This window comes from Clostridium kluyveri DSM 555, from assembly GCF_000016505.1.
GTDB lineage: Bacteria > Bacillota > Clostridia > Clostridiales > Clostridiaceae > Clostridium_B > Clostridium_B kluyveri.
On record NC_009706.1, the window covers coordinates 1,226,675 to 1,243,425 of the forward strand.

The window sequence follows — 16,751 nt, forward strand, 5'->3', positions numbered from 1 at the left end:
TGTCAATTATACATTTAAACATTAAATCTGAAATGGACTACATCGCCATCTTTCATTATATAGTCCTTACCTTCAAGTCTATAGTAGCCTTTTTCTTTTGCAGCTGACTCTGAGCCGCATTCTATAAGTTTATCATAGGATATAATTTCCGCCCTTATAAATCCTTTTTGTATATCAGTGTGTATTTTGCCTGCAGCTTCAGGAGCTTTTGTTCCCTGTTTTATTGTCCAAGCCCTTACTTCTGGAGTTCCAGCAGTTAAAAAACTCATAAGTCCCAGTAATTTATAGCTGGCATTTATTAATTTATCGAGTCCTGCTTCACATAGTCCGTATTCCTTTAACATCTCCAGTTTTTCCTCCTCTTCTAAAGAGGAAAGTTCTTCTTCTATTTTAGCCGAGATAACTACTACCTGAGAATTTTCATTTTTAGCATATTCTTTAACTTTTTTAACAAATTCATTTTCCAAATTTCCACAAATCAAGTCGTCCTCAGATATATTGGCTACATAAAGTACAGGTTTTGTTGTCAGTAAAAAAAAATCTTTAACAAATTCCTTTTCTTCTTTTGATAATTCTAAAGTCCTTACTGGCAATCCTTTTTCCAGATGGTCTTTTACTTTTAACATAATATCATGCTGGAATTTTGCATCTTTATTTCCGCTTTTAGAAAGCTTTTGTATTTTTTCTATTCTTCTATCCATCACTTCTATATCTGAAAATATAAGTTCTAGGTTTATAGTTTCAATATCCCGGATAGGATCTATATTTCCATCTACATGTACTATGTTTTCATCTTCAAAACATCTTACTACATGAACTATGGATTCTACTTCTCTTATATGGGATAAAAATTTATTTCCAAGGCCTTCTCCTCTGCTGGCACCTTTAACTAAACCTGCTATGTCATAGAATTCAATGGCGGTAGGTATCTTTTTTTTGGAACTATACATTTTCTCCAGTACATCCAGTCTTTTATCTGGGACGCTTACCACTCCTACGTTGGGCTCTATAGTGCAAAAAGGGTAGTTGGCAGATTCTGCCCCTGCCTTTGTTATGGCATTGAACAAAGTGCTTTTTCCTACATTTGGTAATCCTACAATTCCAAGTTTCATTTATGTACATTCCCTTCTCAATTAGTATACGCTAGTGCAAAATTCATTTAAAATTATACTCTACAAATAGTAATATTTCAATGATAAAGCACTTTAATAGATTTTAAAAAAATATTAAAATTATAATAAAAAAAGAGGAATTTACATGTTGATATAGAATATTAATTTTTAGTGATTTAAACAGTTATTAAAAAAAGTAAAATAAGTATCATATTAACAAATTATAAGTTTAAAACAGCAAAATTGGAGGATACTTTTTATGGAATTCAAGCATATACCTGTGCTATTAAAAGAAACTATAGATAGCCTAAATATTAAGCAAGATGGAGTCTATGTAGACTGTACTTTAGGGGGAGGAGGCCATTCTTTAGAAATATTAAAGAGGTTATCTGACAAAGGAAAATTAATAGCAATTGATCAGGATATTTCCGCCATTAATTGGTCAGAAGAAAGGTTAAAGAATTTTAAAAATATTATTTATGTACATGATAATTTTTATAATATACAACAAATTTTAAAGGAATTAAAAATTGATAAAGTGGATGGTATAATTATGGATCTAGGAGTTTCTTCTTATCAATTAGATGAAGGAAAACGGGGATTTAGTTATATGAAGGATGCTCCTTTAGATATGAGGATGAATAGAGATAGTTCATTATCTGCTTATGAAATAGTGAATCAGTATAATGAAGAAGAACTTTGTAGAATTATAAGAGATTATGGGGAAGAAAATTTTTCTAGAAGAATATCAAAATTTATAGTAAAGGCAAGGGAAGAATCTCCAATAAGTACCACACTGCAGTTGGTAGGTATAATAAAAAAGGCTATACCTTTAAAATTTCAAAAAGAAGGTCATCCTGCAAAGAGAACCTTCCAGGCCATACGTATAGAGGTAAATGAAGAACTGAAAATACTTGATAAGGCAGTGGAGGATGGTGTAGCAAATTTAAATACAGGAGGAAGGATAGCCATTATAACATTTCATTCTTTAGAGGATAGGATAATAAAATCCAAATTTAAAATGCTTGAGAATCCTTGCACTTGTCCAGCGGACTTTCCTATATGTATATGTGGGAAAAAACCTATTGTAAAGATTGTAAATAAAAAACCGATAGTTCCTACAGAAGAAGAAAAATCTATAAACCCGAGAAGCAAAAGTTCTAAATTAAGAATAGCTGAGAGAATTTAGTTCTAAAGTTTAGGTGAGGTGAATAAAGTGATATTAATGAATGAAGAAGATATGGTAAATGGTAATACCGTTTTGCAGCCAGAGTACAGACCTTATGTAGAAACTGAAGAAAAAAAATATGGTGATAAAAATACAGGAAAAGATAAAAAGAACCGTATAAAAGTAAAGAAAAAGCTTAAGATTATAAGAAACATAGGTTTAGCTTTTATAGTAGGTGTTATTTTGGTGTATAGGTATTCTGTAATATATGACATGCAGACTGAATTAAATTCTGTAGAAATGAATATAGATAACATTAGCAGAGAAAATGAAAATTTAAAAGTAGACCTGGTAAAATATAATAATTTGCAGTACATAGAGAACACTGCTGTAAATAAACTTCATATGATAGTTTCAGACACAGGGAAAGCGGTTTATGTAAATATAGATAAAAAAACTGTAAAAACACAAGAGGATGTAGATGAAATAAAAACACAAAAAGGAATTTTAAATAAATTGAAGCAATTAATATGGAGGTAAGTAATTTTGTCTAAAATGGAATATAGGGACAGGGTGATTATCAGAAAGAGAATGATAATTGTTTTTAGCTTCCTATTTATGGCATTTTTTTTGTTGATAATTAGAATGTGTTATGTAATGATATATAATTCACCTAAACTTAAATCTATGGCAATAGCTCAGTGGACAAGTGACGTGAAAATTGATGCCAAAAGGGGGAGGATTTTAGATAGAAATGGAAATGAACTGGCAGTTAGTGCAAATGTATATAGAATAGATTTAGATATGAATACCCTAAGAAGTACTATGGAGGAGAAGAAAATATCACAAGATAAAGTGGCTAGTGATCTTGCCGGTGCCCTTTCTATGGAAAAAAGTGAAGTATCTAAGATATTGAATAAAACTCTTCCAGGAGGACTTCCTATTGCTTCTGCTACTTTAAAGAGAAGAGTTGAAAAAGATGCAGCAGATAAAGTTTCTGCTCTAAATTTAAATGGAGTCTTAATATCGGCAGATACTAAAAGATATTATCCAAATAGCAATTTTTTAGCTCAGGTACTAGGACACACTAATTCAGATGGAGTTGGTCTTACTGGAGTAGAACTTTATTATAATAAGGAACTAGCGGGAACTCCTGGTAGGAGAATTGCAGAATTAGATAGGAAAAGTGAGGAGCTTCCCTACACTATATCGGAATTTACAAAGCCTGTAGATGGAAAGGATATAGTTCTTACTATAGATGAAATGATTCAGCATTTTGCAGAAAAGTCTGCACAGCAAGCATTAAATGATTATAAGGCCAATGCAGTTTCAATAATAGTTATGGATCCTAAAACGGGAGAAATACTTGCCATGGCCAATAAACCGGATTATGATCCAAATAATCCCTGGATAGAGAATAAAACCTATGATGAATTACAGAAGATATGGAGAAATAGAGCGGTAAGTGATACCTTTGAGCCGGGTTCTATATTTAAAGTGGTAACTGCACAAACTGCCCTTGAGACAAATTCTGTAGGGGAAAATGATACTTTTTCCTGTGATGGAAGTATAACCATTGGTAACAGAACTATACACTGCTGGCAGACTTCCGGTCATGGAGTGCAAACTTTTCCGGATATACTTAAAAATTCTTGCAATGTGGGATTTGCTGAACTAGGAAAGAAAATAGGGAAAGAAAAATTAAATGCCTACATACAAAAGTTTGGTTTCGGACAGAAGACGGGAATAGATTTGCCGGGAGAAGCTAAGGGGATAATAAAAAAGACAGAGAATATAAGTGATGTAGATTTAGCTACTATTTCCTTCGGACAAGCAAATACTGTGTCTGCAGTTCAGTATTTAAGGGCCTTTAATGCAGTGGCAAATGGAGGCACTTTAATTACTCCTCATGTTATGAAGGAAGTACAGCATTATGATGAAAGTAAAGGAAAAGAAATTGTTGATGAAGAATATAACATTAAAAATAACAGCAGTAAAATATTAGATGAAAATAAGACTGCACAGCTTAGAGGATATTTAGAGAATGTAGTTTCAGAAGGTGGAGGTAAAAATGCCTTTATAGATGGATACCACATAGCGGGAAAAACTGGAACAGCACAAAAAGCTGGAGTTGGAGGATATCAGGCTGGAAAATATGTAGCATCTTTTGCAGGAATGGCTCCTTCAAGTGATCCAAGGATAACAGTATTAGTATCCATAGATGAGCCAGATCCTTATAATTATTATGCAGCTCAAACAGCTGCTCCTACGGCGAAACAGCTTTTTGCAGATATATTTAATTATCTTGCTATAAAAGGAGACTCAACCTCTGGAGATAGTAGTACAGCACAAAGTAATAGTACGGGAATTATTAGTACAGAAAAGGGCGATTAAAGTTATTGTTTACAGTTGGCTTTAAGAAAATTATAATAAAATAATGGAAGAGTCAATAGAAAATTAGTTTAAGGCATGCAATACCGTTATATACAAGTGTTGCATGCCAATGCTATGTATAAATTTTATTTCATTGATTTGGTTGAATTTAAAAGTAAATTCTATAATATAATTTAGGAGATGATATTTTGAATCTAAAAGATGTATTGAGGGGAATAGATTACAAAATTATTAAAGGAAAAAATAATCTAAATATAGGAGAAATTCAATATGATTCAAGAAAAGTTAAAACTGGAGATTTATTTGTCTGTATTGCAGGGTACGTTACTGATGGACACAAGTATATAGAAAGTGCCTTTAAAAATGGAGCAGCAGCAATTGTATTAAGCAAGAAAGTTGATTTCATTCCCGATTGCACTGTAATAGAAGTAAAAGATACCAGAAAGGCATTGGCACTCATGTCATCAAATTACTATGATAATCCTGCTGAAGATATGAAAATAATAGGTATAACTGGTACCAATGGCAAAACTACCTCCACATTTATGGTAAAATCTATATTGGAGACTGCAGGTTATAAAGTGGGAGTGGTAGGTACCATATCAAATTATATAGGAAATAAAAAGATACCTTCCCATAGGACTACACCTGAATCCTTAGAACTTCAGAAATTATTCAAGGAAATGGTAGATGATGGTGTGGATTATTGTGTTATGGAAGCATCTTCTCATTCCTTATACCTAGATAGGGTATATGGAGTAGAGTTTTGTCAGGCTCTATTCACAAATTTAACCAGAGATCATCTGGATTTTCATAAAACCTTTGAAGAATACTATAAATCAAAAATTATTCTATTTAAAAATACAGTTAATTCTGTAATAAATATAGATGATAAATATGGAGAAAGGGTATATGAAGATGCCAAGGGTAAAAAATTAACCTATGCTATAGATAAAAATGCAGATTTGATGGCGGATAATTTAAAAATTCATTCCAGAGGAGTAAATTTTAATATATCATATGAAGGGAATACAAAGCATATAAATTTAAATATACCAGGAAAGTATAATGTAATGAATGCTCTTGGAAGTGCAGGGGTTTGTCTGGCGGAAGGAATAGATTTAAATACTGTAAAAAAAGGATTAGAAGATATGCCTTCTGTGCCAGGTAGATGTGAAATAGTCACAAAATCATATAATTTGGGATATGAAGTTGTAGTAGACTATGCTCATACTCCAGATGGACTTGAAAATATATTAAAATGTGCCAGGGAATTTACCAAAGGAAAACTTATTTCTGTATTTGGGTGCGGTGGAGATAGGGATAGCACTAAAAGACCTATAATGGGAAACATAGGTACAAAATTTTCTGATTTTGCAGTAGTGACTTCTGATAATCCTAGGGGAGAAGAGCCTATGGCTATAATAAAGGATATACTAACAGGTATTAAAAAAAACAATTACATTGTAATTGAAAATAGAAAAGAAGCCATAAAGAAGGCTATGGAAATGGCTGAAACAGGAGATGTAGTAGTTATAGCGGGAAAAGGCCATGAAGATTATCAGATTCTAAAAGATAGAACAATACATTTTGATGAAAGAGAAATAGTAGCAGAAATCATAGAGGAATCCACAGTTAACAATTAACAATTAACAATTCACAATGCACGATTCACAATTGTGAACTGTGAATCGTGAACTGTGAATTGAAAAAGAGGTGTTGGTTTTTGGAGCATATGAGTTTTGACGATATAGTTAGGGCTGTATCGGGGAAGGTAATATTAAAAGGAAAATATAAAGGCCATAAAAATATAAGTACAGACAGTAGAAAATTACAAAAGGGAGATATATTTATTGCCTTAAAAGGAGAAAAATTTAATGGGAATGAATATGTAGAGAGTGCAAGTAAAAAAGGGGCATCTATTTGTATTGTAGATGAGGTTAAATTTGAAAGTGAGAAAATAAGTGAATTTACTACTATAATTAAGGTTCAAAATGGAAATACAGCACTACTTGAACTGGCGGAATTCTATAGAAGCAAGCTTGATGTGAAAATAATAGGTGTTACAGGCTCTGTGGGAAAAACTACTACCAAGGATATAATTGCAGCTGTGCTTGGTGTTAAATTTAAGGTATTTAAAACAGAAGGAAATTTTAACAATCAGATAGGGTTACCTCATATGTTATTTAAATTAGATAATAGTTATGAGGTGGCAGTACTTGAAATGGGGATGAACCAGAGAGGTGAAATACATAATATGGTTAAGGCTGCACGACCTGATATAGCAGTAATAACCAATGTTTTAAGAGCACATATAGGAAATTTGGGAAGTAGAAAAAATATATTAAATGCCAAGCTTGAAATAACAGATTTTTTTTCTAAGGAGAATACATTAATTATAAACTCAGACAATGATTTGTTAAGTACTTTAGAGGAAAAAAATTTTACTTTAAATAGAGTAGGATTGGGAGAAAATTCGGATGTTTCAGCTTATGACATAGTAGTAGAGGAGGATTGTATTGAATTTAAGGTGTGTAAAAATAATGTTAAAACAGAAGAAAGATTTTTAATAAATATGCCGGGAAAGTATAATATAGTAAATTCTCTTTTAGCTATTTCTTGTGGAAGACTTTTAAATATGAGTTATGATGAAATAAGAGAAGGTGTTAAAAATATAAAGCTTACTTCCATGAGAATGGAAATAATCAGGAAAAAAGAATTTACCATAATAAATGATTGCTATAACGCAAATCCTGAATCTATGAAAGCAGCTATTGATGTTTTGAAGGAGTTTAAATCAAATAGAAAAATAGCTGTACTTGGTACTATGGGGGAATTAGGGGAAGAAGCATATAAGATGCATCAGGAAGTTGGAATGTACGCAGGAGAAAAGGATATAGACCTCTTAATAGGCATTGGAGAATATAAAAAGGATTTTGAAAGAGGGTTTAAATCAACTAATAAAAAAGGAAATTTTATGGGTTTTGATAAATATGAAGATTTAAAAGATTTTATTTTAAAATATATTGAAAGAGGGGATACCATACTTGTAAAGGCTTCTAGGTTTATGAAATTGGAAATTATAATAGAAACACTAAAGAAAAGCAGCAGTTATTAGGAGGTGAAGACCCTTTTTATTTAGGGTATTTATATGTATAAACTTATCTATTCTGTATTAATAGCATTTTTTATAGCTATGTTAGAAGGACCCATTTTAATTCCACTTTTACATAAGTTTAAATTTGGACAGAGTATAAGGGAAGATGGTCCAAAAACTCATCTTAAAAAAGCAGGCACTCCAACTATGGGTGGAATAATATTTATATTGGCAACTTTTATAACTATGGCAGTAATAGTAAAAAAGCCCTCTGATGAGGCTATGATAGCTTTATATGCTTTTATAGGCTTTGGAATAATTGGAGCCATTGATGATACTTTAAAAATAGTAAGAAGAAAAAATTTAGGACTTAGGGCCTATCAAAAAATGATATTGTTGTTGGCCATATCTGGAATATTTGCTTATTATTCTGCTAATAATCCATATATAGGGACTTCTATAATAATTCCTTTTAAAAGGGATACCTGGGATCTGGGAGTATTTTATATTCCTTTTATAATAGTGTATTTTGCAGCTACTACAAATGCAGTAAATTTAACAGATGGACTTGATGGATTGGCCACATCTGTTACACTCTTGGTAATGACTTTTTTGGCATTGGTAAGTTTTGCTATGGGACATATTACCTTAGCTGTTTTCTGTGCAATCTTAGCTGGTGCACTTTTGGGATTTTTGAAGTATAATGCTTTTCCGGCTCAAATCTTTATGGGAGATACGGGTTCACTGGCACTTGGAGGTGCCATAGGTGCAGTAGCTATGATATTAAAACTTCCATTATTGGTTATAATAATTGGAGGAATATATGTATTAGAGGCATTATCTGTTATATTTCAGGTGCTTTCCTTTAAACTTACAGGCAAAAGAATATTTAAAATGGCTCCTATACATCATCATTTTGAACTTTCAGGCTGGCACGAAACCAGGGTAGTTTCTGTATTTTGTATAGTCACAGTAATATTATGTCTTGTAGGATTTTTGTCCTTATAAATTTTAGATAAAATGTAGGGATTTTACATATTTCTGTGGGCCTTGTAAAGTAATAATCTAGGAGGATTTTTATGAAAATTGATAAATCAGATGCTAAAATGAGTTCTATAGATTTTCCATTATTTACAACTATAATGTTATTAACGGCTATTGGAGTAGTAATGGTTTATAGTGCAAGTTCTTACAAAGCATTTTTTGACAAAAGCACACAAGACAGTATGTATTTTTTAAAGAAACAAGGCTTATGGGCACTTATAGGAACATTTTTTATGTTTTGTACAATTAAAGTGAATTATAAAAAAATAAGAAAATACACAAAGATACTTATGATAATATGTGTGGTATTTTTGCTTATTGTATTTGCTTTTGAATCTACTAATGGTGCTCAAAGGTGGATAAGAGTGGGAACTGTTGGATTTCAACCTTCAGAATTAGCTAAATATATTGTGGTTTTATATATGGCAAGAAGCATAGAAGTTAAAGGTGGAAGGAAAATAGAAACACTACTCTATGGAGTAATTCCCTATCTTTTAGTATCAGGATTTTATGCAGGACTTGTATTTGCAGAAAAAAATCTTAGTATAGCAGCTGTAATAATGATAGTTACCCTTATAATTTTATATGTTTCTGGGGCCAAAATTATCCACATGCTTGGAGTTGTGGGAGTGGTAGGACTTGGAGGAATAGCTGGTATAATATTTGAACCTTATAGAATGGCTAGATTTACAAGCTTTTTAAACCCCTGGGCAGATCCTAAAGGAAGTGGATATCAATTAATACAATCTCTTTTGGCATTAGGCTCTGGGGGAATATGGGGGATGGGGCTTGGGAAATCAAGGCAAAAATGTTACTACATACCGGAACCTCATACGGATTTTATATTTTCTATAATTGGAGAGGAACTTGGACTTATAGGATGTACAGTTGTGGTAGTTTTATTTGTGGTACTTGTATGGAGAGGTATTGTAATTGCAATAAAGGCTAAAGATACTTATGGCACTTTAGTAGCTACTGGAATAACTTCAGTTATTGCAGTGCAGGCTATAATAAATATAGCAGTTGTAACAGGGGCTATGCCGGTAACAGGAGTTCCATTACCTTTTATAAGTTATGGTGGTTCCTCACTTGTAATAAATATGATAGCCATGGGAATACTTTTAAATATATCAAGGCAAAGCAAATATGGTTAGATTATGGCATTACAAAATCTGTAATGCTATAATCTATATAATTAATATTTTTGTAATAAAAAATATATAAAAATTTAATGGATATTTTTAATGAAATTAATTTTATTAAATGTTAATATGTATATGTATTTTAAGTTTATTATTTCATTTGTGATGCTAAAGTGAGTTGATATAATATGGGCAAGCTTTTCAAAAAAACAGACAATCAATTGATTCTTAAAAGAAGGAGAAAAAAAAGGTTAAAAAAGACATGTATGGGTATGGTTTTCCTCATAGCGGTATTTCTTATACTATGTTTAAAATTGCCTTATTTTAATATACACCATATTAAAGTATATGGTAATAAAAGTATTTCAAGTAGTGAAATTATTCGTAATTCCAAAATGTATACGGGAAATAATATATTTTATATTAATCTAAGAAGTATAAAGAACAATATATTGACTAACCCTTATATAAAGGAGACTACAATAACTAGAGTTCTTCCTGATACTATAAATATAAATGTTAAAGAAAGGTCTTCTATATTTTATTGCCAAAACAGTAATACATATTTTGTTATAGATAAAACAGGTATTTTGCTTGAGGAAAGAGATAACATAAATAATATGCAGTTAGTAAAATTAGAAGGTATAAATTATAGTAACAAAGATATAGGTAAAACTACAGAAAATAAGGATGATAGGAAAATTAAAGCTATAACTGCTTTTGGAAATATGGTTGAAAACAATGACTTGTCTTTTAGAGTAACTGATTTAGATGTGAGTAATCCAATAGATATTAAGGTCTATTTTAATAATATATGTGTAAAGTTAGGAACTGTAGATGATATAGATAAAAAAATAAATAGGGCGGTAAATGTATTATTAGATGCAAATTTAGTCAGTGCTAAAGGATACATAGATGTAAGATTTAATACCAATCCTGTATTTTTTACTGAAAACTAGGAGGAAAAAAATAAAATGCGTAAGTTAACCTCTCAAATTAGTATGGCTTTAGTATGTGGTATACTTGGATTTATGCTTGCTTACCAGTTTAAAGTACTTATGAAACAAGAAAATGCCTTTAATTTAAGTAGAGAAAATGGTACAGATATCACGGTAGAGATAGAGCAGTATAAAAAAGAAAAGAGTGCATTGGAGGCAAAAGTAAGTGAGCTTCAAAATAAAATAAAAGACTATGAAGATGCTATGGCCAATAAAAGTGACTCTACAAAAAGTCTTCTGAAAGATTTGGAGGATAGTAGAATGCTTACAGGAGAAGTAGATGTAAAAGGTCCTGGTGTAATAATATACTTGACTCCAGATAGTAAGCTCTTTACCAATAATAATATTGGTAATCATATAACTGATAAGGATTTAGCTTATTTGGTAAATGAACTTAGGTTTGCAGGGGCAGAGGCTATATCTATAAATGATATAAGGATTGTTTTGAGGACAGGCATAAGAACTGCAGGCAATTATATACTTATAAATGATGAAAAAATATCACCTTCAAGTAGAATAGTAATAAAGGCTATAGGAGATAAAAATTTACTTTACAGTGCCATGGGATTTCCTGAAGTGTTTACAGATCTGAAAACCATATGTGAGGTTAAATTTGAAAAATCAGACAGCATAAATATAGAAAAATATAGTGGCACATATAAATTTGAGTATGCAAAACCTGTAAAAGAATAATAGGGTGTGGTGAAAATGATAGGTTTTATTGGTCTTATACTAGGAATAATTATAGGAATAGTCTGGAATGTGAATATTCCAGATAAATTTTCCCCTTATATGTCTGTGGCAATTCTAGCTTGTTTAGATTCTGTGTTTGGTGCCATAAGGGCTAATCTGTCTAAGCATTTCCGATTGGATATTTTCATATCTGGCTTTTTTGGAAATGCAGTACTGGCAGCAGCACTTGCTTATTTGGGAGACAAGCTTGGGGTGCCCATATATTTAGCGGCAGTTATAGTTTTTGGAGGAAGAATATTTGATAATTTTGCTATTATACGAAGGCTGTTAATAGAAAAAACCAAATTACGTCAATGAGGTGAAGTAAATGAAGGCCACTGAAGCCAATATTTTTGTTTTTATAGCTTCTGTAATTATAGGTATACTTATATCTATGAATATAAGTATTTACAAGGGAAATACTAAAAAAACAGTATTTTTAAGTGCAAAACAGTATCAAGATGCATATAGTTATAAAAATCAGCTTTATAGTGAAATATTATCATTAACAGGTCAGTATAATGACAGCTATGATAAACTAAAAAAATATATGAATAATGAGGAAAATGAAGCTCAGGTTATAAGCACTATAAATGAAGAGATAGATAAAGCTAATATATTACTTGGAAAGGTAGCTGTGGAAGGTCAGGGAATAAGCATATATTTAGATGATGCTACCATGGAAGATGGATTGGATGTATTTGAATATCAGATGAGAATTGTTCATAATACTGATATTATACAGGTAATAAATGATTTAAAAAATGCAGATGCAGAAGCAATTTCTATAAATGGGCATAGAATAGTAGATAGTTCTGAAGTATATTGCAGCGGACCTTTTTTAAGAGTGAATGGAGTGAAGATTGCAGCTCCTTTTTTAATTGATGCCATAGGAAATAAAGACGTACTCTATAATTATATGATGTCAAATGAAAATTATTTAAAGACAATGATGATTAGAAAAATAAAGGTGAATGTGGAAAAGTCTGATAATATACAAATACCTGCTTATAATGGAGAATATAAAGTACATTTTATGGAGAAGGAAAATTAAATATTTTTATACTTTCTGCTTTATGTAAATTTATTAGAAATTAATAAAAAAAATAATTTTTGAAGGAATTTTAATATCTATGAAGAATAAATAATCTATAAGGTATTTTTGTAGTGTTTATTAAGTTGTGTTTAAGGATATAAGGAGACGGTATTATTGTCAATTAAGGAAAATTTAGATAAGATTGAAGAAGATTTAAGGGAAAGTAATGTTATTTTAGTAGCAGTCTCAAAAACAAAATCTATTAAAGATATACAGAAAGTCTACGATTTAGGTATTAGAGACTTTGGAGAAAATAAAGTTCAGGAATTTGTAAGTAAAGAACCTAACTTACCTGAAGATATAAGATGGCATTTTATAGGACATCTTCAAAGAAATAAAGTAAAATATATAGTAGGAAAGGTAGAACTTATTCATTCTCTAGATGGTGTAAAACTCCTTCAGGAATTAGAAAAACACTATAAAGCTAAAAATTTGACTGCAAATGTGCTTATTCAAATAAATATAGGATGTGAAGAAAATAAGACAGGCATATATTTAGAAAATTTAGAAGAATTAATAGAAGCCTGTGAGTTATGTACTAATGTTAAAGTTAAAGGTCTTATGTCTGTAATTCCAATAGGAGATGAAAAAAGTTGTAGAAACTATTTTCGAAAAATGAAATATATTTTTCAAGATTTAAAAAATAAGAAGTTTACAAACATCAGTATGGATATACTATCCATGGGTATGACTCATGATTATGGTGTGGCTGTTGAGGAAGGCTCTACTTTGGTAAGAATTGGGGAAGGTATATTTGGAAAGAGAAATTATAATAATAAATAGGAGGTATTTTTTATGGCTGGCAAGATGATAAACAAAATGATGGGATTTTTAGGGTTAGAAGATGATTTAGAAGAGGATATAGAAGAAGTTGAAGAGGGGAAAAATACAAAAAATGATTTTACAGATGTAGAGAGTATTATGAATTCTAAAAGACAAAATAAAGTTGTAAGCATACATACTACAATATCAGCTAAAGTTAGGATAGTTAAGCCAACTACCTATGAAGAAGCAGCGGATATATGTGATGAACTTAAAAATAGAAAGATTATAGTTATAAATACTACAGGATTAGAAACCAGAATAGCCCAGAGATTGTTAGATTTTATGGGTGGAGCAAGTTATGCATTGGGTGGAGATCTGGAGGAAATAGAAAAGGGAGTATATATACTTTCCCCATCTAGTGTAGAAGTTAGCAGTGATTTAAAAAATGAGTTATCTGCAAAAAAAATATTTGGCTGGAAATAATAGTATAAATAAAATAATTGGAGGCAAAAATGATAAGCAGTACTTTAGCCGTTGCAATATCTCTTTTATTTAGATTTCTCGAGGCTGCTATTATATTGGATGTAATTTTATCATGGATTATGCCAGGAAGAGGTAATGCTTTTGTAGAACTTTTGCATGTGTTTACAGAACCTCTTATGAGGCCTGGTAGAATGCTTCAAGAAAGAATTATGCCTGGGCTTATGATAGATTTTTCACCTATAATAGCTTTTTTTATGATAGATATAATAAGGGGAATTGTATTTGCAATAATTGGAATGTTTGTGTGACAACTTGCAGAAATTTCAAAGGAGAATTATGGACAAAAATACTTTTTTAAGTAAATTTCACTTTCATAATGAAAGTGAAATACTATCTATATACGATAAAATAATTTTAGCAAATAAAATTCATAAAAATATATTTACGTCGGAGTTTTATCCCCCAAATCTCTGGAAGACCTTAGAGGATTTTAAAGGGCAAGTCGGGATAAATGTGTATAGCCATGGCATATTTGAAAATGCAGAAAGAAAGATTTTAGTATTTTCACAAAGTGAGGTATTAGATTATCCTGTAAGGCTTATGAAAATAAAATGCAGCTCCAAGTTTGTCAGCCTTCAACATAAAGATTATTTAGGGGCACTTATGGCACTAGGAATTAAAAGAGGAAAATTTGGGGATTTGATAGTAAAAGAAAATAATGAATGTTATGCAGCTGTTCATGAAGATATAAGTGATTATGTATATATGAATTTAAGCAGTATAGGAAAATGTGAATGTAATATAACTTTTTTGGATACTAATATAACTGAAATTCCTGACTATAATTTTAAAACTTTTGATATAAATACTTCATCACTTAGAATTGATTGTTTACTCAGTTCCATGTGTAGAATATCTAGAAGTAAATCAGAAGAACTTATGAAACAAGGAAAGGTACTTTTAGATTATTTGCCTGTGACTAAAAAAGATAAAACTATAAACGATTCTGGGTGTGTTATAACTGTGAGAGGATATGGAAAGTTTAAGGTTGTAAAAAAGTTGGGTTATACTAAAAGAGGAGGATGTAAACTTCACATAAAAAAATTTAATTGATTTGAGGTGCTTAGTATGTTGATAACTGCTGGAGAAATAACAAATAAAGAATTTAAAAAAAGTCTTAGAGGATATAATATAGACGAAGTAGATGAATTTTTGGATAAAATAGCAGAGTCTTATGAAGCTATGTGTAAAGAAAATTCTCTCTTAAAAGAAAAGCTTCAGCTTATGGAAGATAAGGTAAATCATTATAACAAAATGGAAAATACCATAAAAGGAACTCTCCTGTTAGCTCAAAATACCTCTGAACAGGTTAAGGAGAATGCAAAAAAGGAAAGTGAGTGTATATTGAAAAATGCCAATGATACTGCCCAGAAGATAATAGATAAAGCTCATAGTGATGTAATTCAAATTAATGATGAATTTGAGAGGGTAAAGCAGGAATTTAGTAAATTTAGAACAAAGTTTAGAAGTTTCGTTAAAACTCAATTGGAAATGTTTGATGATATGGAAAAAGATTTTGTAAAGAACTATGATATAGGCTATGAGGTAGATGAGATTCCTGAAGAGGATGTTCAGGTAAAAAGTATAGAAAAAGTAGAACCAAAGGGTATTGAATTTTCTCCATCCTTAAGAGAAAATAATTTAAATAAGGAAGAATATGTAGAGCCTATAGATAAAGATGATGTATATGTGGATAAGTATGATACCAAAGAAATAGGTGACATTAAAGATGAAATTTTTACAGAGGAAGATGAGTTGGAAGAAATTAAAAATTTCTTTGTAAGAGGATAAAAAAAGGCCACTCTGAAATTAGAGTGACTTTTTTATTTCCAAGGTTTCCGTATATGTAAAAGTTGACAATTCAGAGTAAGTTATATATGCTTTTAGTAAGATTGAGAGAGGTGAGTGTATTTATTATGATTATTGGAATTATTGGAGCTATGGATGAAGAACTAGAGATAATATTGTCTGAATTAAAAGTTCATAAAACTCGATTAAAAGCTAATATGAAGTTTAATTCAGGAAGGTTATATGATAAAGACATAATAGTAGTAAGAAGTGGTATAGGAAAAGTAAATGCAGCAATATGTACTCAGATACTTATAGATGATTTTAAAGTGGATATAATAATAAATGTGGGTATTGCCGGGGGAGTAGCAGATGATATATATCCTGGAGATATAGTTATAGCAGATAATTTGGTACAGCACGATGTTAATGCTGTAGCCTTTGGATATGAAATAGGACAAATCCCCAGAGTAGATACATATGATTTTAAATGTGATAAAAAGCTTATAGAAAAAGTTAAAGATGCTTGTTCCAAGATGGAAAATAAAAATAGTTTTGTGGGAAGAATAGTTACAGGAGATGAATTTGTTTCAAGTGCAGAAAAAGTAAAATATTTATACAAGGAATTCAATGCTCTTGCTTGTGAAATGGAGGGCGGAAGTATTGCCCAGGTAGCTTATTTAAACAATGTGCCTTTTGTTATAATAAGATCTATATCAGATAATGCAAATAATGGTGCCAGCATAGAATATGAAAAATTTGCACCTATAGCTATAAAAAATTCTACAGAAATATTAAAAAGTGTAATTAAAAACTTATAATGCGTATTAAGTGATTCAGAGGTTCAAATGGAGTTTACTTATGAGGAATGC

General features: G+C 30.8%; 18 protein-coding genes. 17 read left to right on the forward strand and 1 reads right to left on the reverse strand.

All coding sequences use genetic code 11. The features are described from left to right. Window positions 1–14 precede the first annotated feature (14 nt). A complete protein-coding gene (gene ychF / locus CKL_RS05805; RefSeq protein WP_012101561.1) occupies window positions 15–1,112 on the reverse strand; it encodes a redox-regulated ATPase YchF in 1,098 nt (365 codons plus the stop codon). A gap of 259 nt (window positions 1,113–1,371) precedes the next feature. Here ychF and rsmH point away from each other — a divergent pair, with 259 nt between their 5' ends. From rsmH to CKL_RS05890, 17 genes are all read left to right on the forward strand, one after another. Then, on the forward strand, window positions 1,372–2,301 hold the full coding sequence (rsmH, locus tag CKL_RS05810) for a 16S rRNA (cytosine(1402)-N(4))-methyltransferase RsmH (RefSeq protein WP_012101562.1): 930 nt from the start codon (window positions 1,372–1,374) through the stop codon (window positions 2,299–2,301). Window positions 2,302–2,337: 36 nt separating this feature from the next. Next, window positions 2,338–2,820, forward strand: coding sequence for a hypothetical protein (locus CKL_RS05815; protein ID WP_172634793.1), 483 nt, complete (start codon window positions 2,338–2,340; stop codon window positions 2,818–2,820). Window positions 2,821–2,826: 6 nt separating this feature from the next. After that, window positions 2,827–4,674 carry a stage V sporulation protein D gene (locus tag CKL_RS05820; RefSeq protein WP_012101564.1) on the forward strand — a complete coding sequence of 616 codons (1,848 nt, stop codon included), beginning with the start codon at window positions 2,827–2,829 and terminating at the stop codon, window positions 4,672–4,674. A gap of 188 nt (window positions 4,675–4,862) precedes the next feature. Further along, window positions 4,863–6,320, forward strand: a complete 1,458-nt coding sequence (locus CKL_RS05825) for a UDP-N-acetylmuramoyl-L-alanyl-D-glutamate--2,6-diaminopimelate ligase (protein ID WP_012101565.1) — start codon at window positions 4,863–4,865, stop codon at window positions 6,318–6,320. Between the two features lie 80 nt (window positions 6,321–6,400). Further along, entirely contained in the window at window positions 6,401–7,792 is a 1,392-nt protein-coding gene (locus CKL_RS05830) for a UDP-N-acetylmuramoyl-tripeptide--D-alanyl-D-alanine ligase (protein WP_012101566.1), read from the forward strand. A gap of 33 nt (window positions 7,793–7,825) precedes the next feature. Then, entirely contained in the window at window positions 7,826–8,779 is a 954-nt protein-coding gene (gene mraY / locus CKL_RS05835; RefSeq protein WP_012101567.1) for a phospho-N-acetylmuramoyl-pentapeptide-transferase, read from the forward strand. Between the two features lie 77 nt (window positions 8,780–8,856). Continuing rightward, on the forward strand, window positions 8,857–9,969 hold the full coding sequence (gene spoVE / locus CKL_RS05840; protein WP_041700929.1) for a stage V sporulation protein E: 1,113 nt from the start codon (window positions 8,857–8,859) through the stop codon (window positions 9,967–9,969). A gap of 209 nt (window positions 9,970–10,178) precedes the next feature. Beyond that, on the forward strand, window positions 10,179–10,916 hold the full coding sequence (locus tag CKL_RS05845; RefSeq protein WP_242652535.1) for a cell division protein FtsQ/DivIB: 738 nt from the start codon (window positions 10,179–10,181) through the stop codon (window positions 10,914–10,916). A 15-nt stretch (window positions 10,917–10,931) separates the two neighbouring features. After that, the gene (locus tag CKL_RS05850) at window positions 10,932–11,648 is read left to right on the forward strand and encodes a DUF881 domain-containing protein (RefSeq protein WP_012101570.1); all 717 of its coding nucleotides are present in this window, start codon (window positions 10,932–10,934) and stop codon (window positions 11,646–11,648) included. Between the two features lie 15 nt (window positions 11,649–11,663). Then, window positions 11,664–12,005, forward strand: a complete 342-nt coding sequence (locus CKL_RS05855) for a small basic family protein (RefSeq protein WP_012101571.1) — start codon at window positions 11,664–11,666, stop codon at window positions 12,003–12,005. Between the two features lie 10 nt (window positions 12,006–12,015). Continuing rightward, a complete protein-coding gene (locus CKL_RS05860; protein ID WP_012101572.1) occupies window positions 12,016–12,741 on the forward strand; it encodes a DUF881 domain-containing protein in 726 nt (241 codons plus the stop codon). A 156-nt stretch (window positions 12,742–12,897) separates the two neighbouring features. Next, on the forward strand, window positions 12,898–13,566 hold the full coding sequence (locus tag CKL_RS05865) for a YggS family pyridoxal phosphate-dependent enzyme (protein WP_012101573.1): 669 nt from the start codon (window positions 12,898–12,900) through the stop codon (window positions 13,564–13,566). A gap of 12 nt (window positions 13,567–13,578) precedes the next feature. Further along, window positions 13,579–14,031 (forward strand): cell division protein SepF, encoded by a 453-nt coding sequence (locus tag CKL_RS05870; protein WP_012101574.1) that lies wholly within the window; start codon window positions 13,579–13,581, stop codon window positions 14,029–14,031. A gap of 29 nt (window positions 14,032–14,060) precedes the next feature. Further along, on the forward strand, window positions 14,061–14,339 hold the full coding sequence (locus tag CKL_RS05875) for a YggT family protein (RefSeq protein ID WP_012101575.1): 279 nt from the start codon (window positions 14,061–14,063) through the stop codon (window positions 14,337–14,339). 28 nt (window positions 14,340–14,367) lie between these two features. Continuing rightward, entirely contained in the window at window positions 14,368–15,144 is a 777-nt protein-coding gene (locus tag CKL_RS05880) for a YlmH family RNA-binding protein (protein WP_012101576.1), read from the forward strand. A gap of 15 nt (window positions 15,145–15,159) precedes the next feature. Next, window positions 15,160–15,882: a DivIVA domain-containing protein gene (locus tag CKL_RS05885; RefSeq protein ID WP_012101577.1), complete on the forward strand. Its 723-nt coding sequence runs from the start codon at window positions 15,160–15,162 to the stop codon at window positions 15,880–15,882. A 125-nt stretch (window positions 15,883–16,007) separates the two neighbouring features. Next, window positions 16,008–16,700 (forward strand): 5'-methylthioadenosine/adenosylhomocysteine nucleosidase, encoded by a 693-nt coding sequence (locus tag CKL_RS05890; protein WP_012101578.1) that lies wholly within the window; start codon window positions 16,008–16,010, stop codon window positions 16,698–16,700. The last annotated feature ends 51 nt before the right edge of the window (window positions 16,701–16,751 follow it).